This is a genomic window from Sphingopyxis sp. LC363 (assembly GCF_000756385.1).
Classification (GTDB): domain Bacteria; phylum Pseudomonadota; class Alphaproteobacteria; order Sphingomonadales; family Sphingomonadaceae; genus Sphingopyxis.
On record NZ_JNFC01000001.1, the window covers coordinates 104417 to 120733 of the forward strand.

16 protein-coding genes are annotated in these 16317 nt (G+C 65.2%); 7 read left to right on the top strand and 9 right to left on the bottom strand.

Annotation, left to right across the window (positions count from 1 at the left end; translation table 11 throughout):
- Positions 1 to 121 precede the first annotated feature (121 nt).
- The 5 genes from FG95_RS00455 to tldD form a co-directional block, all read right to left on the bottom strand.
- Positions 122 to 700: a pyridoxamine 5'-phosphate oxidase family protein gene (locus tag FG95_RS00455; protein ID WP_037553203.1), complete on the bottom strand. Its 579-nt coding sequence runs from the start codon at positions 698 to 700 to the stop codon at positions 122 to 124.
- Between the two features lie 28 nt (positions 701 to 728).
- Positions 729 to 1304, bottom strand: a complete 576-nt coding sequence (locus tag FG95_RS00460) for a DUF924 family protein (RefSeq protein ID WP_037553204.1) — start codon at positions 1302 to 1304, stop codon at positions 729 to 731.
- Between the two features lie 69 nt (positions 1305 to 1373).
- Positions 1374 to 1775, bottom strand: a complete 402-nt coding sequence (locus tag FG95_RS00465; protein WP_037553206.1) for a hypothetical protein — start codon at positions 1773 to 1775, stop codon at positions 1374 to 1376.
- Between the two features lie 82 nt (positions 1776 to 1857).
- On the bottom strand, positions 1858 to 3093 hold the full coding sequence (locus FG95_RS00470) for a hypothetical protein (protein ID WP_037553207.1): 1236 nt from the start codon (positions 3091 to 3093) through the stop codon (positions 1858 to 1860).
- Positions 3094 to 3331: 238 nt separating this feature from the next.
- Positions 3332 to 4774, bottom strand: coding sequence for a metalloprotease TldD (gene tldD / locus FG95_RS00475; RefSeq protein ID WP_037553209.1), 1443 nt, complete (start codon positions 4772 to 4774; stop codon positions 3332 to 3334).
- Between the two features lie 105 nt (positions 4775 to 4879).
- On the opposite strand from tldD, the gene ung reads away from it, so the two are divergent.
- From ung to FG95_RS00495, 4 genes are all read left to right on the top strand, one after another.
- Positions 4880 to 5584 (top strand): uracil-DNA glycosylase, encoded by a 705-nt coding sequence (gene ung / locus FG95_RS00480; RefSeq protein ID WP_081932954.1) that lies wholly within the window; start codon positions 4880 to 4882, stop codon positions 5582 to 5584.
- Between the two features lie 10 nt (positions 5585 to 5594).
- Positions 5595 to 6353: a sulfite exporter TauE/SafE family protein gene (locus FG95_RS00485; RefSeq protein WP_037553211.1), complete on the top strand. Its 759-nt coding sequence runs from the start codon at positions 5595 to 5597 to the stop codon at positions 6351 to 6353.
- Positions 6350 to 6808: a YaiI/YqxD family protein gene (locus FG95_RS00490; protein WP_037553212.1), complete on the top strand. Its 459-nt coding sequence runs from the start codon at positions 6350 to 6352 to the stop codon at positions 6806 to 6808. The genes FG95_RS00485 and FG95_RS00490 overlap by 4 nt, the downstream gene beginning before the upstream one ends.
- 303 nt (positions 6809 to 7111) lie before the next feature.
- Positions 7112 to 7291, top strand: a complete 180-nt coding sequence (locus FG95_RS00495; protein ID WP_152567539.1) for a hypothetical protein — start codon at positions 7112 to 7114, stop codon at positions 7289 to 7291.
- Between the two features lie 122 nt (positions 7292 to 7413).
- Here the strand turns inward: FG95_RS00495 and FG95_RS00500 are convergent, their stop codons facing one another.
- The gene (locus FG95_RS00500; protein WP_037553214.1) at positions 7414 to 8052 is read right to left on the bottom strand and encodes a glutathione S-transferase family protein; all 639 of its coding nucleotides are present in this window, start codon (positions 8050 to 8052) and stop codon (positions 7414 to 7416) included.
- A gap of 101 nt (positions 8053 to 8153) precedes the next feature.
- Between FG95_RS00500 and FG95_RS00505 the strand changes: the two genes are divergently transcribed.
- Entirely contained in the window at positions 8154 to 8915 is a 762-nt protein-coding gene (locus tag FG95_RS00505) for a competence/damage-inducible protein A (RefSeq protein WP_037553215.1), read from the top strand.
- Here FG95_RS00505 and FG95_RS00510 read toward each other — a convergent pair.
- Positions 8888 to 10123 carry a tetracycline resistance MFS efflux pump gene (locus FG95_RS00510; RefSeq protein WP_037553216.1) on the bottom strand — a complete coding sequence of 412 codons (1236 nt, stop codon included), beginning with the start codon at positions 10121 to 10123 and terminating at the stop codon, positions 8888 to 8890. The two genes, FG95_RS00505 and FG95_RS00510, sit on opposite strands and share 28 nt — an antisense overlap.
- 72 nt (positions 10124 to 10195) lie before the next feature.
- Here FG95_RS00510 and FG95_RS00515 point away from each other — a divergent pair, with 72 nt between their 5' ends.
- Both FG95_RS00515 and FG95_RS00520 read left to right on the top strand, forming a co-directional pair.
- The gene (locus tag FG95_RS00515) at positions 10196 to 10981 is read left to right on the top strand and encodes a transglutaminase-like domain-containing protein (protein ID WP_037553217.1); all 786 of its coding nucleotides are present in this window, start codon (positions 10196 to 10198) and stop codon (positions 10979 to 10981) included.
- Between the two features lie 455 nt (positions 10982 to 11436).
- Positions 11437 to 13437, top strand: a complete 2001-nt coding sequence (locus tag FG95_RS00520; RefSeq protein WP_235211410.1) for a hypothetical protein — start codon at positions 11437 to 11439, stop codon at positions 13435 to 13437.
- Positions 13438 to 13600: 163 nt separating this feature from the next.
- Here FG95_RS00520 and FG95_RS00525 read toward each other — a convergent pair whose 3' ends face one another.
- Together FG95_RS00525 and FG95_RS00530 are read right to left on the bottom strand one after the other, a co-directional pair.
- Complete coding sequence (locus tag FG95_RS00525; RefSeq protein WP_037553219.1) at positions 13601 to 15334, bottom strand: ParB/RepB/Spo0J family partition protein; 1734 nt, start codon at positions 15332 to 15334, stop codon at positions 13601 to 13603.
- Between the two features lie 100 nt (positions 15335 to 15434).
- Entirely contained in the window at positions 15435 to 15878 is a 444-nt protein-coding gene (locus FG95_RS00530) for a DUF2958 domain-containing protein (protein WP_052181946.1), read from the bottom strand.
- Between the last annotated feature and the right edge of the window lie 439 nt (positions 15879 to 16317).

The following is a 16317-nucleotide window of genomic DNA, read 5'->3' on the forward strand; positions in this document are numbered from 1 at the left end:
GGAAGGGGGGATTTGACCGATTTTGTCCATGGCCGCGTCAGCAAGCCTGGGAATATACTCATATGCCTGCGCCTCGCTTCCTTGCCCTGAACAAAATCGCTTCAAACCTCGAACGCGCAATCTACGGATTTACGTCCTGGGGCTCGCCCGAAATGAAACGGTCGGTTGGGCGCGTCGGCAGGCCGTCGATGCTCCGGTCGCGTTCCTTGAATTTTTCGACCCACAGCGCGCGGTCGGCTTGGCGGTGATATTTTTGCAGCGTGTCGCGCTCGTGTTGCAGTTCCATCATCGGCACGCCCCAGCCGCAGCTCGTCTGCACGCTTTCGATGTCGATCACGAAAATCTGGCGCGTGCCGGGAAGCAGCTTGAAATGGGCCGCGAGCGCGTCCCATTCCCCGTCCTGCGGCAGCACGGGACGCCCGCGGCCATAGATGCGCAGGATCAGTGCGCTGCGGTCGAAGGCACAGAACATGATCGTGATCCGGCCATCGGCGGCGAGGTGCGCGTGGGTTTCGTTTCCCGATCCGCCGAGGTCGAGATAGGCGACCTGATTTTCGGAAAGGACGCGGAAACTGTCGGCATAGCCCTTTGGCGACAGGTTGATCCGGCCGTCGGCGGCGGCGGTCGCGGTGAAAAAGACCGGCTGCTTCGCGATGAAGGCGATATGCTTTTCGGTCAGCGTATCGGTGAATTCGGCCATGGCTGTTCTCCGGTTCGGATCCGCCCTATCACCAATTCTTGCCCTCTTCTATCGCCGCTTCCTCATCGGGCCGGGTCGCGCGGCCGAGCGCGTCGTTGCGGTGGGGGAAGCGGCCGAAGCGGTCGACGATGTCGAAATGCTTCTTGGCATAATCCTGAAACATCGGGTCGTCGAACTGGCCGAAGAGGCGCAGCGATTCGCGCTGGTCGCCGAGATCCTCGCTATGCTGAAAGGGCAGGCAGGCGAACTGGCGGCGCTCGTCGGGCCAGCTTTCGTGCCAGCCGCGCGCGACGATGCCGCGCGCGATCGCGCGGGCGAGGCTGTCGGTCGCGAAGGCGTCGGCGTGGCCGCGATAGATGTTGCGCGGCACCTGATCGAACAGGATCGTCGCCGCGAGCGCGGTGTCGGGGTCGGTCAGAAAGGCCTCGGCGGGCTGCGAACGGAGGGCCTCGTGCCAGCCTTCGGCAAGATCGCGGACCTCGGCATCGAAATCGGGGCCGCCGCCGTACCAGTCGTCCATGCCATGGTCGTCGAACCAGAAGGCGAGCAGCTGCCGGGCCCAGTCGGCGGGGGGCGGTGCGGGTGCTTGGGAATCGTTCGTCATTGCGAGCGCAGCGAAGCAATCCAGAGCGGTTTGCGCAACCCTGGATCGCTTAGCTGTGCGCTCGCGAAGCTATTCGCCCTTCGCTTTTCGATAGGGGACGAATTCGCCGAGCGAAACGAAGCCGCTGTACATCCGGCTCGTCCGATCGTGCAGTTCGAGCGTGTCGATGCTGCACAGCTGGCTCCCCGTCGTCCTGAGGACGAGAATATCGTCGTCGTCGAGCGATTCGGCGCCGCCCTTCGGCCGGTTGACCCAATAGGTGCTGCCGACCTTGTAGACGATCGCGGTCTTGTCGATGATCTGCGAGCTGCGCGCGGTCGACAGCGGGATGCAATTCTGCGGTTCGCCGGCAACGCGGCCTTCGAGCAGCTTGGCGAGCTCGGCCTCGGGATCAAGCTTCTCGCGCGCGGTCGCGGCGGGAGCGGCCGCTACGGCCGCGGCGGCAATGAGCGCCGGGATGAGGTGACGCATGGTTCGACTCCTGTCTTCATCATAGCCTACCCGGCGCTCTTTTACGCGATTGTGCGTGAACAGGGGCTGACTCGCCGCCGTTTCAGCACGCTCCGTCGGGGAGCGGAATGCCGAACGGGCCTTTGCACTTCTTCTTTTTCGCGGGCTCGGCCAGAGCGCTGCCGCCCGTCGACGACCCGCCCATGCCGCCGAAATCGGCGCCGATCATCAGCATCGTGTGCGACCGGAAGCGCACTTTCGCGGTCCAGTCGATATTCCACACCGCATTGCCCGCGGGCTTCGGCGGATAGGAGAAATTCGCCTCGGGTCCGAAGGCGTTCAAATTGCCGATCATCATCTCGCCCGACGCCTTCTTGACCTCGGCGGGAATCTGGCAGCTCGTCTGCGAGGGCGGCATCACGATCCTTTTGGTGATCAGGTTCGCCACGACCGGCGGCGGCAGCCAGTCCCACAGGCCGCCGCCGAATTCGCGCGCGTTGCTGCTCGTCCACCACACCATGTCGCCGTTCCCGCCGCCGCGGTCCATGCCGCCGAACGCCCAGGCGACATAGCCGGTCGCCGGCTGGAGCGCGTTCCAGCGGATCATCACCGACCCGTCGCCCTGCTGCGCGGTCGAGGCACCCAGTGCGGGCATATAATCCTGCGCGAGCGTGAAATTGATCTCCGGCCCCACATTGCCCGCGACGCGGTGCGCGCCGAGCAGCGAGCTGTCCTTCGGCACCGCCTTTGACGATTTGCGGTTCGGCCAGTCGGCATAGGAGGCGCTGTTCGACGCCATCACCTCGCGGATGCGCGGGACGGTCGAGGTGAAAAGGTTCGGCGGCACTTGCCCCGCCGCGACCTTGGCAAAGTCGATCACGACGGGCTGCCCCGGCCCGGCCTTGGCGCCGCAGCCCCAAAAGAGCAGCAGGCGGCCCTTGGGACGTTCGAAATTGTCGGGCATTTCATTGCCGTCCTCGCGCGGACGCGGTTGTCCGGGCTCGGGCCCCCATAGCGGCAATGACGCGCCAAGCTTCGCCTGCGGCTGGAAAAAATGGTCGGCGCGCACGGGCGGCTTGGTCGGCGGCTGATTCGCCCCGAGCCGAAGTTCGATCGTGCGCGCGACCTGATTTTCGGGGCCGCCGCCGAACATCATCCCCATCATTCCGCCGACGCCGGGCTTGCGCCCGCCCGCGGTCATCGCGGCGAAACCCGACGCGGTCGCGACGTCCATTTCATAGCGTTCTTTGGGTCCGGTGGTCTTTTGCGCCGAGCCCGGAACGGCGGCGAGCATCGCGGCGATGGCGGCGACGGAAACGAAACGCAGAGTCGAACGCATGCTATCCTCCCTGTTGCAGGGGATCCCCCCACGGATGATGCGACCGAATCCTGTTTCTGTTTGGTTATCCTATATGCGCGGCGAGGCCGGACGCCAAGTGAGCGCGATCACAGGGCTAAAGCCGCATTCGTCACCCTCGAACGAGACACGTGGCTCGTTCGACTTGATCCGGGTCCATGCGGGCCGGTGAAGTCATGGATGCCGGATCAAGTCCGGCATGACGAAGAGGGAGGACTGGTTACGCCGTCCCGCCCACCGTCAGCCCACTCACCAGCAGCGTCGGCTGGCCGACGCCCGCAGGGACGCTCTGCCCCGCCTTGCCGCAGATGCCGATGCCCTCGTCGATCGCCATGTCGTTGCCGATACCCGTGACCTTGGTCAGCACGCTCGGCCCGTCGCCGATCAGCGTCGCGCCCTTGATCGAGTCGCCCAATTTGCCGTTCTCGATTTTGTACGCCTCGGTGCAGGAAAAAACGAACTTGCCCGACACGATGTCGACCTGTCCGCCGCCAAAGCTCTTGGCGAAGATACCGTTCTTGACGCGGCTCAGAAGCTCGGCGGGATCGTCATTCCCGCCGCGCATGAAGGTGTTGGTCATCCGCGGCATCGGCGCGTGCGCGAAGCTCTCGCGGCGCCCGTTGCCGGTCGGTTCGACGCCCATCAGCCGCGCGTTGAGGCGGTCCTGCATATAGCCTTTCAGGATTCCGTCCTCGATCAGCACCGTCTCGCCGGTCGGGGTGCCCTCGTCGTCGATGCTGAGCGAACCGCGGCGGCCGCCGCCGACCGGGCTTTCCATCGCGCCGTCGTCGACCACCGTCACGCCGGGCGCCGCGACGCGTTCGCCGATACGGCCGGAAAAGGCGCTGGTGCCCTTGCGGTTGAAATCGCCCTCGAGCCCGTGGCCGACGGCTTCGTGCAGCAGCACGCCGGGCCAGCCGGGGCCGAGCAGCACGGTGAACTCGCCCGCGGGGGCGTCGACCGCGCGCAGATTGACGAGCGCCTGGTTCAGCGCCTCGTCGATCGCGCGGTTCCACTGTGCGGGTTCGAACAGATGGTCGTACATATAGCGGCCGCCGAGGCCGAAATAGCCGCTCTCGCGGCGCCCGTTCTCCTCGACCACGATCGAGACGTTGAGGCGGACGAGCGGGCGGATATCGGTCGCGAGGAAGCCGTCGGCGCGGACGATCTCGACCACCGACCAGCTTCCGGCGAGCGCGACCGAGACCTGCACGACGCGCGGATCGCGCGCGCGCGCGGCGGCGTCGACCTTCTGGCAAAGCTCGACCTTCTTCGCGAAGGGGATGAGGTCGAGCGGATTCGCCTCGTCGTAAAGGTGGCGGTTGGTGCGCGGCGGCGGGCCGGCGGGGGCTTGGCTGGCGGGATCGAGCAACGCGAGCGTTTCGGCAGCGCGGCGGATCGCCCCTGCGCTGACGTCGCTCGCATGCGCGAAGCCCGTCATCTCGCCCGATACGGCGCGGAGGCCAAAGCCGGCGTCGGTCGAATAATCGGCGGTCTTGAGGCGCCCGTCGTCGAAACCGAAGCTCTCGGTCGCGCGATATTGCAGGTAAAGCTCGCCGTCGTCGGCCTTGGCGAGCGCCTCGCGCGCAAGCTTTTGCGCGAGATCGGGGTCGAGCGCATCGGCGCGATAGAGGAAGCGGCGGGGGTCGGGCGGGCTTGTCATTGGGGGGATATAGGGAAGCGAGCCGATGACGCAAAGGCCCGTTCGCCGCGCCGTGGTGAACAGGAGGCTGGACAAGCCCGCCGCGCTCTGGTGAAGCCCATGGGCATGGCCGAGGTCAAACTGCATCCCGACTGGCTCGCCCGCCTCGGCGGCGAGTTCGAGCAGCCCTATATGGCGGCGCTCAAGCAATTTCTGGCGGGCGAGCGCGATAAGGGGAAGGCGATCTTTCCGCGCCCGCGCGACTGGTTCGCCGCGCTCGACGCGACGCCGCCGCAGGATGTGCGCGTCGTGATCTTGGGGCAGGACCCCTATCACGGGCCGGGGCAGGCGCACGGGCTCTGCTTTTCGGTGCAGCCCGGCGTGCGTACCCCGCCGAGCCTCGTCAACATCTACAAGGAAATGAAGAGCGACCTCGGCATCCCGCCCGCATCGCACGGCTATTTGAAACATTGGGCCGAGCAGGGTGTGCTGCTGCTCAACAATTGCCTGACGGTCGAGGCGGGGATGGCCGCGTCGCATCAGGGCAAGGGATGGGAGAAGTTCACCGACGCCGCGGTCGCGGCGGTCGCCGCCGATCCGGCGCCCAAGGTCTTCATCCTGTGGGGCAGCCATGCGCAGAAGAAGGCGGCGAACGTGCCGGGGCTGGGCCCCGGCGGCCCGCACCTGATCCTGCGCGCGCCGCATCCCTCGCCGCTGTCGGCGCATAACGGCTTTTTCGGGTCGCGGCCGTTCAGCCAGGCGAATGCCTTTCTCGAGGCGAAGGGGCGTGGCGCGATCGACTGGCGCTTGCCCGAAAACCCCGACGCATGATCCCCGCCGCATGAGCATCCTGGCCGATCCGGCGACGCTGGCGATTCTGGTCGTCGCGGTCGTGTTGCTCGGCATGGCGAAGGGCGGGCTCGCCGGGGTCGGTGCGCTCGCGACGCCTCTGGCGGCACTGGTGCTGCCGCCGGCGACCGCGGCGGCGCTGCTGCTGCCGGTGCTGATTGTGCAGGACGTGATCAGCGTCTGGTCGTTCCGCAAGACGTGGGACGGCTGGATCATCGGCTGGATGCTGCCCGGCGCCGCGCTCGGCATCCTCGCGGGCTGGTACTATGCCGAACGGGTGAACGAGGCGCAGCTGATGGCGGCGCTGGGCGCGATCACGCTCGCCTTCGGGCTTTACCGTCTGTGGGTCGAGCGCGGCGGGCGGATCGTCGCGGCGTCGCAGTCGCCGGGCTGGGGCGGCAGCCTGTTCGGCTTCGCGACCGGGCTGACGAGCCAGATCGCGCATGCCGGCGGCCCGCCGTTCCAGATGTGGGTGACGCCGCGCCGCCTGCCGCACCTCGTCTTCATCGGAACGAGTTCGGTGCTCTTCGCGCTGATCAACTGGATGAAGGTGCCTGCCTATCTCGCGCTCGGCGCCTTTCCGCACGAGGTCGTCGTCGCGGCGCTGCTGCTGATGCCGCTCGCGATCGTCTCGACGCTGCTGACCGTGCGCTGGATGAAGCGGATGAACCCCGAACGCTTCTATGTGCTCATCTATGCGCTGATGGTGTTGCTCGGCGCCAAGCTGCTCTGGGACGGGCTTTCGGGATGAGCGCGCCAGTGATCCTCGTCGATGCCGACGCCTGCCCGGTGAAGGACGAAATCTATCGCGTCGCGTGGCGGCACGAGGTGGCGGTCAAGGTCGTGAGCAACAGCCGGCTGCGCGTGCCCGAGCACCCGCTGATCGAACGGATTACCGTCTCGGACGGCTTCGACGCCGCCGACGACTGGATCGCCGAAGCGGCGGATGCGAAGAGCATCGTGGTCACCGCCGACATATTGCTCGCCGACCGCGCGCTGAAGGCGGGGGCGACGGTGCTCGGCCCGAACGGCAAGCCCTTTACCGCGGCATCGATCGGCCCCGCGATCGCGACCCGCGCGATCATGGCCGACCTGCGCGCGGGAATGGACGGCCGGGTCGGCGGGCCGCCGCCCTTTTCGAAGGCCGATCGCTCGCAATTCCTGCAGGCGCTTGATGCGGCTTTGGTACGCCTCAAGCGCGGTTAGAGCATCAAGCTGATAATCGGAATCAAACCCGACCCCGTTTGTGCTGAGCTTGTCGAAGCACCGTCCTTCTTCTGCGGTGCCAAAAGAAAGAACGGCCCTTCGACAAGCTCAGGGCGAACGGGTTTTAATTAGCGCACGATGCTCTAAAAAGTTTCTTTCTTTTCTTTTCAAGTCTTTGTGAGTTTTTCTCCGGCGAGTGACGGCGATCACCGCCGGGTGCGATGCCGTGCGGCATAAGCAGCGCATCGGGAAAGACCCGAACCCAATTCGATGACTTTGAACCGATTCTGAAAGGAAATGAAGATGACCAAGAAGATGATCGCCCCTGTCCTCGCGCTCGCCATCCTCGCTTCGGCGACCCCCGCGATGGCGCAGTCGGCGCAGCCCGCGCAGGGCAGCATCACGGTGACCTCGAACCCGATCCAGATCCTGATCGGCCTGCTGCTCCCCGCCGTGCAGAAGGTGCGCGAAGCCGCGCGCTAGGCGCGACCGGTTTCCTATCCGGGCCGCCCCACCACGGCGGTCCGGAACCACAGCCCTCCCGCCCCTGCGACCCGGGCGGGAGGGCTGTCTCGTTTCCGAGTTCCGCGCCTAGGGTCCTGACCCTAGCCCGCGGCGCCCGCCGCCTGCATCTCGGCGATCAGCCCGTTGTCGATTTCCTTCGCGCGCTGGTAGGCCGGGCGTTCGCGAAGTCCGGCGGCATAGGCCTCGAACGCCGGGCGCGGCGCGATGGTGCCGAACTGCAATCCCCAGTCGATCTGGCTGCCGACATAGACGTCGGCGGCGCTGAAGCGGTCGCCCGCGACGAACGCCTTGCCCGCGACCGCGCCTTCGAGCGCGTCGAGAGCCGCGGCGAGCGAGCCGAAGCCCGCCATGCGCTGCTGGTCGGCATCGGGTTCGATCCCGAAATGCTTGGCGGTGATCGCCTGCTCGACGGGGCCTGCGGTGAAAAAGAGCCAGCGATAATAATCGGCGCGGTCGGCCGGGTCGGGGGCGAGGCCCTTTTCGGGAAAGGCGTCGGCGAGATAGGCGCAGATCGCGGCGCATTCGGTGACCGCCTTGCCCTTGTGGACGATCGCCGGAACCTTGCCCATCGGGTTCACCTTGAGATAGGCGGCGTCCTTCATCGTCGTCCCATAATCGAGGATGCGCGGTTCGTAAGGCACGCCGACCTCTTCGAGCATCCAGCGCGCGATCTGTCCGCGCGACATCGGGTTGGTATAGAAAATCAGTTCGTCGGCCATCGCGCTTCTCCCATTGGATTGATTCGGGCAGGAACATATCAAGAACAAGGTTCGACTGCCAGCGGACTTGTTTTGTCATGCCAGCGGGCTAAGGCAAAGCGATGAGCGACGAACGCATCTGGACCGCCGCCGTGCTGGTGATCGGCGACGAGATTCTCTCGGGCCGCACGCAGGACAAGAATGTATCGCAGATCGCGACCTGGCTCGACGTGCAGGGAATTCGCTTGCGCGAGGTGCGCATCGTGCCCGACGTCGAGGACGAGATCGTCGATGCGCTGAACGCGATCCGCGCGCGCTACGACTATGTTTTCACCACCGGCGGCATCGGCCCGACGCACGACGACATCACCGTCGATGCGGTGGCCAAGGCACTGGGCGTCGGCGTCATCGTCCATCCAGAGGCGCGCGCGATCCTCGAGGGCTATTACAGCAAGCGCGGCGGCGAGCTGACCGAGGCGCGGCTGCGCATGGCGCGCACCCCCGACGGCGCCGAGCTGATCCCCAACCGCATGTCGGGCGCGCCGGGCATCCGCATCGGCAATCTGTTCGTGATGGCCGGTGTGCCGCACATCACCGCGGGCATGCTCGACGCGCTGACCGGCGAGCTCGAAGGTGGCAAGCCGCTCGTCGCGCATACGATCGGCGCATGGGCGCCCGAGAGCGAGATCGCCGACCTGCTCCGCCTCGGCGAAAAGGAGCATCCGGGGGTTGCGATCGGCAGCTATCCCTTCTTTCGCGATGGCAAGGTCGGGGCGAATTTCGTCATTCGCTCGACCGATGGCGCCGAGGTCGCGGCCTGCATCCAGATGCTGACCGCGGGCTTCGATGCGCTCGGCTATGCGGTGACCGACGGCGGCATCTGATCGGCCGGCTGCGCGCGCGGCAGGCGGCGGAGCATGGCAATCGCTAGCAGGCCAAAGACGGCGGCGACAATGAAGGCGGCGCCCGGAAAATGCACCGGCGCCTTGTCGGCGGTGAAATAAGCCATCGTTCCCGTGAGCAGCAGCGGGGCGACGAGCTGCCCCAGCCCCATCGCCATCGCCGAAATCCCCTGAACCTCGCCCTGCGTCTCCGCCGTCGCGCGGCGCGACATCATCGCCATCAGCGACGGCTGCACCGGCGCCTGCAGCGCGATGGGAATCAGCAGCAGGAAGGCGCCGATCGTCGAGGTGGTGAAGGCATAGCCGATATAGACCGCGACCGCGACGAGGATGCCGAGCGTCGCCGCGTCGCGCTCGCCGAAGCGCGCGACCGCGGGCCCGACGACGAACGCCTGCCCCAATGCGATCATCACCCCGACCGCGGCAAGGCTCGCCCCGATCATCCCCGGCGTCCAGCCGAGCTGCGCGATGCAATAGAAGCTCCACGTCATCGGATAGACGAGGCTTGCGATTTGCCACAGCACGAGCACCCCCGCGACGCCGTCCATGCCGGGCAGCGCTCGCATCGTCTGCCACGCGCCCAGCGGATTGGCGCGGCGCCAGTCGAAGGCGCGGCGGCGTTCGGGCGGCAGCGTTTCGGGAAAGATGAACAGGCCGTAGAGCATGTTCGCGGCGGCGAGGATCGCGGCGGCGACGAAGGGCGCGCGCGGGCTCATCTCGCCGAGAAAGCCGCCGATTGCCGGCCCCGCGACGAAACCGATCCCGAACGCCGCGCCGACGAAGCCGAAGTTGCGCGCGCGCTCCTCGGGCGCGGTGATGTCGGCGATCGCCGCCTGCGCCGCGGCATAGCTGCCGCCGAAAATGCCCGACAGCGCGCGCGCGACGAACAGCCAGGGCAAGGTCTCGACCACGGTGAGCAACGCATAATCGACCGCGAGCCCGCCCAATGCGAGCAGCAGCACGCGCCGACGCCCGAAGCGGTCGGAGAGGTTGCCGAGCACCGGCGAGGCGAGGAAGGTCGCGACCGCCATGACGAGGCCGATCCACGCGCCGACCTCGATCGCGTGGGGCAGGTCGATTTCGCCGACCTCCATCACGAGCTGCGGCAGCACCGGCATGATGATGCCGAAGCCGATCGCGTCCATGAAGATCGTCGCGACGATGAACGGGATGGTCCGCGCCGGCGTCACTTGTTCTTTTCCCTTGTCCCGGCCTTTGTCCTATTAAGCGCCACCGAACCCTCCTTGATGCGTTGCCGATAGATGAAACTCGAAATCTCCGCCTCCCTAAATTACCGCCTGTCCGAACCGGTCGACCTGATGCTCCAGATCGAGGCGGCGAACGGCGGCGGCCAGCATGTCGAGGACGCATCGCTCGACCTCGGCGAGCCCGAATCCATTTCGCGCGTACCCGCGGCCGACGGCATCTGCGACCCGATCTGGCTGCGTGCCGAGGGCACGCTCCGCGCCGAATATCGCGCGCGCGTCGCGGTGGACCGCCCCGACATCGATCTCGCTTCGCTGGCCGAAGTGCCGCTGCACCGCCTGCCGGCCGGCGCGGTGCCCTATCTCAACGAATCGCGCTATTGCCCCTCGAACAAGTTTCACGCCTTCGTCGACCGCCGTTTCGGCGAGCTCGAAGGCGGGGCGAAGATCGTCCGCATGCGCGACTGGATCGAGAACCGCTTCACCTATGTCGCGGGCACCAGCGACGTCGATACCGGCGCGCTCGACAGCTTCGTCGAACGGCGCGGCGTGTGCCGCGACTATACGCATGTGATGATCGCGCTCGCCCGCGCCGCGCATATCCCGGCGCGCATGGCGAGCGTCTATGCGCTCGGCGCCCGGCCCATGGACTTCCACGCCGTCGCCGAAGTCTATCTGGATGGCGACTGGCATATGGTCGACGCGACCGGGATGACGAGGCCGTCGGGATGCGCGCGCATCTGCATCGGCCGCGACGCCGCCGACATCGCTTTCCTCACCGCCTATCGCGAGATCCAGCTGGTCGAGCAGTCGGTGAGGGTGAAGCCCTGCGAAGAGAAGTAGGCCCGGCGTGGCAAAGCCACGCCGTCAGTCCCCGCGTCGCGGGGCTGGCCGAGCTTTCGCTGATCGCGATTTGCGAAAACTGGAGCGGTGAAGGGAGTCGAATAGAGCCAAGAATTGGCTAAAAACCGGCCTATTCTCTGATGCATCGTCTATCGGGCCCCCAAATAAGCCCCCGAAGGCGAGGCTTTACCTCGGGATCGGGCACCCGTCTGGGAAACATGACCGCGAAGAATCGAGGCTAGCGGTCCAATCTACGACGGGGGAATTTTTATTTAGGGGCTACTCAGAGGTCAACATCTATAGCGCTGGCTGCGCGCCTTGAAAGGCAACGCAGACCGAAATTCGGATCATTTTGACGGCAGCATAGCCTCCTGTTGAACTCTGCCTTTCAATATTTCCCGATTATTATAGGGCGCTCAGCCCACCTCTAAACCCAGAAAGAAGAACTAAATTTCATGACGTTGAAGAGCACTAGCTTTTCGACGGCCGCTGCTGTTGCGCCGTCGGAAAACCAATCGATGCAACCTCGCAAGCGCGGCCGCAAACCAAAGCCCGTCGTTGAGTTTCCTCAAGCGGTCATCTCTGAATGGACGGACGTCCCATGCTTCCACGAAGCTTTTGCCTTGCACCTCGAACGACACGCCGATTCCATTGGACACCTGCACAAGGCACTCAGCTATTTCGGCGCGAAGATCGAACGCTCGACGTTCGTCCAATGGGCAGCCGGCAAGAAAGCTCCGACTTCCGTAAAGAGCATCGCGATCCTAGCGATGATCGAGCGACGATATCGTCTCCCGGCCGGTTACTTCAAAGCCAAATTGACCAATAATTCACGCGCCGCGAGCGGGCACACTCGGCTAAGCGGCGTCACTCGCTCCGAGCGGCGAAGGCTCGCATGGCATCTGCCCGACGATTTCGATGACCGGCCTGCGCGCGAACGGCAGGAAATATTGCAGTGGGTGCGATCGGTCATCATATCCGGCACGACGGACTATCGGCGCTATCAGGCAGAGGCAGCAAAGCACCGGTTTGCCATACGCTTTCCTTCGCTAACGCACCGTCGGCGCCTGCGTAATTTCGATCCCGCGAACGAGGGCGAGATTCAATCAGCCGATGAAGCAGACTTGGAACTGGCCGTGGCCCGCACAGATGCGCCGCCGCCGTTGGAAGCGGAGATGGCGGACCTCGTGAGGTTCAAGACAGCGACGTTGACGGACATTGGGTTCCACAGGAACGGTGTCTGGAATGAAGCCACGGCCTTTCAGAAAATCGAGCACTTGGGGCTTCTCTTCGGCGCTCTCGCGGCGTCGCCGCGTAGCGTGGTCAAGGGATACGGTGTTCCGACCGAAAGGCTGGCGATGGGACTGCTGGTCTTTCCTGCCATCCTAGATTGGTACGTCCAGTGGCGCGAACGCCGCCGCGGCTTCTATACGGTCTGGGAAGCGAACATGTTCCAGCTCGCGCTCGCTTTTTGCCGTGTCGAAACCGGCTGGCTACGCCAGTCCCCTCACTTGGCCTCGCGTCTTCAACCAATCGCCGGGTTGGTGTCGAGCGCGGACATCGAAGAGGTACGGTCGGATTGGGACGGGGCGTGCGACAGGCTTTATAAGCACGGCCTGTCTCGCGTGAAGGAGATCGAGCGCGTTGCTCGCGTGCACCGTGACCCGTTCGAGCCTATCATGCCCGTCCTTGAGGCCGACAGCCCGGTGGGCGAGTATCGCAAGATCACCGACGAGATCCTCAAGCTGATGCCGAACGCCCTTCGCCATCCTCGCGCCGCGGCGGAAGCCTCCCGATCCTTCCTAATGCTTCGCCTCGGTCTGCACTTGGGCGTTCGACAGAAGAATCTTCGCCAATTGCTAATCTGCCCCAAAGGGCGACTGCCGACGGCCGAACGCCATCTCGAAATGCGGAAACGCGGCGAACTCAGATGGAACGTCAAGGAGCATGGCTGGGAAGTCTTGATCCCAGCGTCGGCCTTCAAGAACGCTAGCTCATCCTTTTTCGGGAACAAGCCCTTTCGCTTGGTGCTGCCAAACCTCGGCGGTCTTTATGAGCATATCGAGGCTTATATCGACCGGTATCGCCGCGTCCTTCTCGGTCGTGCCAAAGACCCCGGAACATTCTTTGTGAAGACGGTCAAGACGAAGACCCGCGATGCCTCGTATAATCAGACGACCTTCTACGAGGCTTGGCGACAGATCATCCAAAGATATGGCATCCGGAACCCCTATACCGGACGCGGCGCGATAGAAGGCCTCTTGCCTCATGGACCGCATAATGTCCGGGACGTGCTGGCTACTCATATTCTCAAGCAGACCGGGTCATATGAACAGGCCAGCTACGCGATCCAAGACACGCCCGACACGGTCGCCGCGCATTACGGACGCTTTCTGCCACAGGATAAGGCCGCTCTCGCGGCTCAAATTCTGAACAGAGTCTGGGACGCGGCTTAGGCGATGGGCGATCCCATTTCGTTCTCTGACTTACTGCCCAATTGTCCGGCCATGACTATTTGATCGGCCGTGCAATTTGCCGCGAGCCCGGAACGGGCGAGCGGCGCGCGATTTTTCGGCTCCAAGGGTAAGGGCGGCGACATGGGCATCGCCGCCCTCAGCTTTACGCGGCTTTACGCTGCGGTTCCTCCTCGGCTCCCTGAGGGGCCGCTTCGCTAGGTGCGACCACGGCAACGATCCCGCCGCGCTCGGTGTAGGCGGCGGGCGGGAAGGCCATCCACCTCGGCACCCACCCCTCGACCTTGGTGCGACCATTGTTGCCGTCCAGATGATCGCGGACGATCGCCTTCAAGGTCACGCCCTTCTCTTTGGCATTGGCGGCGGCAACCTCGCCCCCACCGACCTCCGCAACCAGCGCGGTCAGTACCTCCTTATCGCGAAGACCGGCGAAGAACGCATCGTCGGCGCTCCACCACGCAGCCATGTCGATACCGATGTGGAGGCCCGCCGCTTCGACGACTGCGCTCCCGGCGAACAGAGTTTCGCCCATGACGATAGCGATGACGTCCATTACCGCCCGGTCGGGCAGATCGAGCAGTCGCTGGAACAGGTCCGCGAGCGGCATCGGATTGCCGCCGGTCACGGTCGGTTCCTCGGTATCGAAGCCGAGCAGCGCCAGCACCGCGCGCCGTTTCTCGTCGAACACCGCCTCGGCACTGCTGACCTCGACGCTTTCGCGCACATCATCATTCTTGGCCGACTGCGGCTCGACCCGCACATTCCAGAGCGGTGAGCCAGCGATGGCGTGGGCGACCATCATGCGCAGCGCGACCGGCGGATGGCCGGTCAGTTCAGCGCGGACAGCGGCATGGCGATGAAGATCGACATAGGTCTGCGTCCGCGCAGTCAGTTCGGGACGCGACGCCTTGGGCGCGGCTTCGATCTTTTCGCCCGTTTCAAGCCGTGCCGCTTCCTTGGCCGTGACATAGCCCTCGTGGATATCGACTTCGCCGCTATCGCGAACCTCGATATAGACACGCCCGCCCTTGCGCTTCGCCGCGTGACGATGTTCCCATTCGCGAAAATAGTCGCCCTTGGGCATGACGACCACTTCGCTCCACCCCGCGTCCAGAAAGCGCGCCCGGCGCTCCTCGACGGCGGCAAGCTGCGCCGTCCAGAAAGCATCGCTGTCCGCAAAATAGCGTTCGTCCCCGAACAGGTCGGCAATGATCGCGAGGCCGCTCGCCTCGACGTCGAACAGCGCATGGGCTGCACTGATCGCACCGCCGCCGAACAGCCAGTTCTTGAGCTGCTGCCCCTGCGGGCAATAGGCATCCGCGTCGTCGAACAGCGACAGCCATGCGCGCTGCTGCGACTTGGACGCCATCGTTAGGTGCCGCACCGTGCCCGCGCTGATCTTCTCCTTTGCGTAGAGCGAACGGATGCGCGGCAACAGATTGCCGAGCGCGAGGATGCGCTTCACCATTGCCTCGGGCATTCCGAACGTGTCGGAAATATCGGCAACGCTCCGGCCCTCGCGAACCAGCCGCGTATAGGTGACCCATTGCGTCACCTCGTCGGCATCGCGCCGCGCGACATTCTCGATCAACGAGGCTTCGAGCGCCGCGGCATCGTCGCCTTCTTCGAGGATCGCGCAAGGGAGCGGCTCGGCTTCGCCTCTTTCGCCCGCGACGATGGTCGCCGCCGTGAAGCGCCGCGCCCCCGCCACGATCTCGAACGCGCCCTCGGCGCAGTTTGGCCGGACGATCAGCGGAACGAGAACGCCGCGCGCACGAACGGTAGGCAGGATATCCCCCACATCGGGCGCCTTCTTGGCGTAGCGCATATTGGTCTTGCTGATCGACAGCTTGCCAAGGTCGATAAAGTCGAGTTTCATTGTCTTCACCTTTCTTTGTGGAAGGTGCCGGTCCGTCGAGTTTCGCGATTGGGCGGACCGGCTTTAGGTTCGGCGGCGAGACGCGCCGCCCGCGTCTGCCTCAGCCCTCGGACTTCGGAAGTTCGTCGCCGCGCGCGGCACGGCGGAAATTCTGTTCGGCGGTGATGATCGATCCCGCGCGACGCGCCGCAGCGGCCCAGCCCGACAGCGGAACCTCGGACGCAAAGCTAAGATCGCGCTCGATGCCGAGGCCGAAGGGCAGGCGTACCGACGCCAGTTCGGACAGGCTGAACGAACCGAGTTCGGGGCAGCCGAAACCCAGATCGGCAAGCCCGAACAGCGTATCGCCATCCTCGCCCAATTCGGTCGCGAGCCACGTCGCCGCACCGACCGGCGAGAAGAATTTGGCAACCGGCACGAAGTCCGGTTCCACCGCACCCGCCATCACGGCGGTACGCCGCGCCTCGTCATTCGCGCGCAAGGCGTCATGAAGTTCAGCGGACAGAAGCTTGCCCCCATCGCGGCGCTCTTTGGTCTTTCCCATGTCATCCTCCATTCCCGCCCCCCAACCATCAGGCCCCCGGCGGAGCGGGGGTGGGCGGCGAGAACGACCTGCCGGGCGCGGCCAGGGAGGCGGCCCGCACCCGAAGGGCTGGAACGAAGAGGAAGAGCCGCAGAGCGGCTTGCGGGACGCCGGGACTCGCCCAGAGGGGAGAGCCGGCCAACCCAGCGACAGACGGGAGGCCGATCGATATCGCCGCCGCGTTCAACGCGGCGCCAACATGATCGTCAGCGACGAAGACTAATTCGCCGTTCCGGCGGATCTAGAGAAGGATCGCACTCTCGGAACGGCCGCAGGCGGTGCGGCGTGCGTGCGCAGATGTGCTTAGCCGCCGCACCGCCAAGATTGCCGGGCCGAGTGCGCAGCGCGGTCAAGACAGACGTGCGATCCCTGTCGGCGCCTGCCGTCGGCAGCGAGCGCC

Bases quoted from the DNA above. Each gene is read 5' to 3' on its own strand.
- FG95_RS00495 (WP_152567539.1), top strand. From the start codon at position 7,112: ATGACCAAGAAGATGATCGCCCCTGTCCTCGCGCTCGCCATCCTCGCT.
- ung (WP_081932954.1), top strand. From the start codon at position 4,880: ATGGCCGAGGTCAAACTGCATCCCGACTGGCTCGCCCGCCTCGGCGGC.
- FG95_RS00490 (WP_037553212.1), top strand. From the start codon at position 6,350: ATGAGCGCGCCAGTGATCCTCGTCGATGCCGACGCCTGCCCGGTGAAG.
- FG95_RS00500 (WP_037553214.1), bottom strand. From the start codon at position 8,052: ATGGCCGACGAACTGATTTTCTATACCAACCCGATGTCGCGCGGACAG.
- FG95_RS00455 (WP_037553203.1), bottom strand. From the start codon at position 700: ATGGCCGAATTCACCGATACGCTGACCGAAAAGCATATCGCCTTCATC.
- FG95_RS00515 (WP_037553217.1), top strand. From the start codon at position 10,196: ATGAAACTCGAAATCTCCGCCTCCCTAAATTACCGCCTGTCCGAACCG.
- FG95_RS00525 (WP_037553219.1), bottom strand. From the start codon at position 15,334: ATGAAACTCGACTTTATCGACCTTGGCAAGCTGTCGATCAGCAAGACC.
- FG95_RS00485 (WP_037553211.1), top strand. From the start codon at position 5,595: ATGAGCATCCTGGCCGATCCGGCGACGCTGGCGATTCTGGTCGTCGCG.
- FG95_RS00465 (WP_037553206.1), bottom strand. From the start codon at position 1,775: ATGCGTCACCTCATCCCGGCGCTCATTGCCGCCGCGGCCGTAGCGGCC.
- FG95_RS00470 (WP_037553207.1), bottom strand. From the start codon at position 3,093: ATGCGTTCGACTCTGCGTTTCGTTTCCGTCGCCGCCATCGCCGCGATG.
- FG95_RS00520 (WP_235211410.1), top strand. From the start codon at position 11,437: ATGACGTTGAAGAGCACTAGCTTTTCGACGGCCGCTGCTGTTGCGCCG.
- tldD (WP_037553209.1), bottom strand. From the start codon at position 4,774: ATGACAAGCCCGCCCGACCCCCGCCGCTTCCTCTATCGCGCCGATGCG.
- FG95_RS00530 (WP_052181946.1), bottom strand. From the start codon at position 15,878: ATGGGAAAGACCAAAGAGCGCCGCGATGGGGGCAAGCTTCTGTCCGCT.
- FG95_RS00505 (WP_037553215.1), top strand. From the start codon at position 8,154: ATGAGCGACGAACGCATCTGGACCGCCGCCGTGCTGGTGATCGGCGAC.
- FG95_RS00460 (WP_037553204.1), bottom strand. From the start codon at position 1,304: ATGACGAACGATTCCCAAGCACCCGCACCGCCCCCCGCCGACTGGGCC.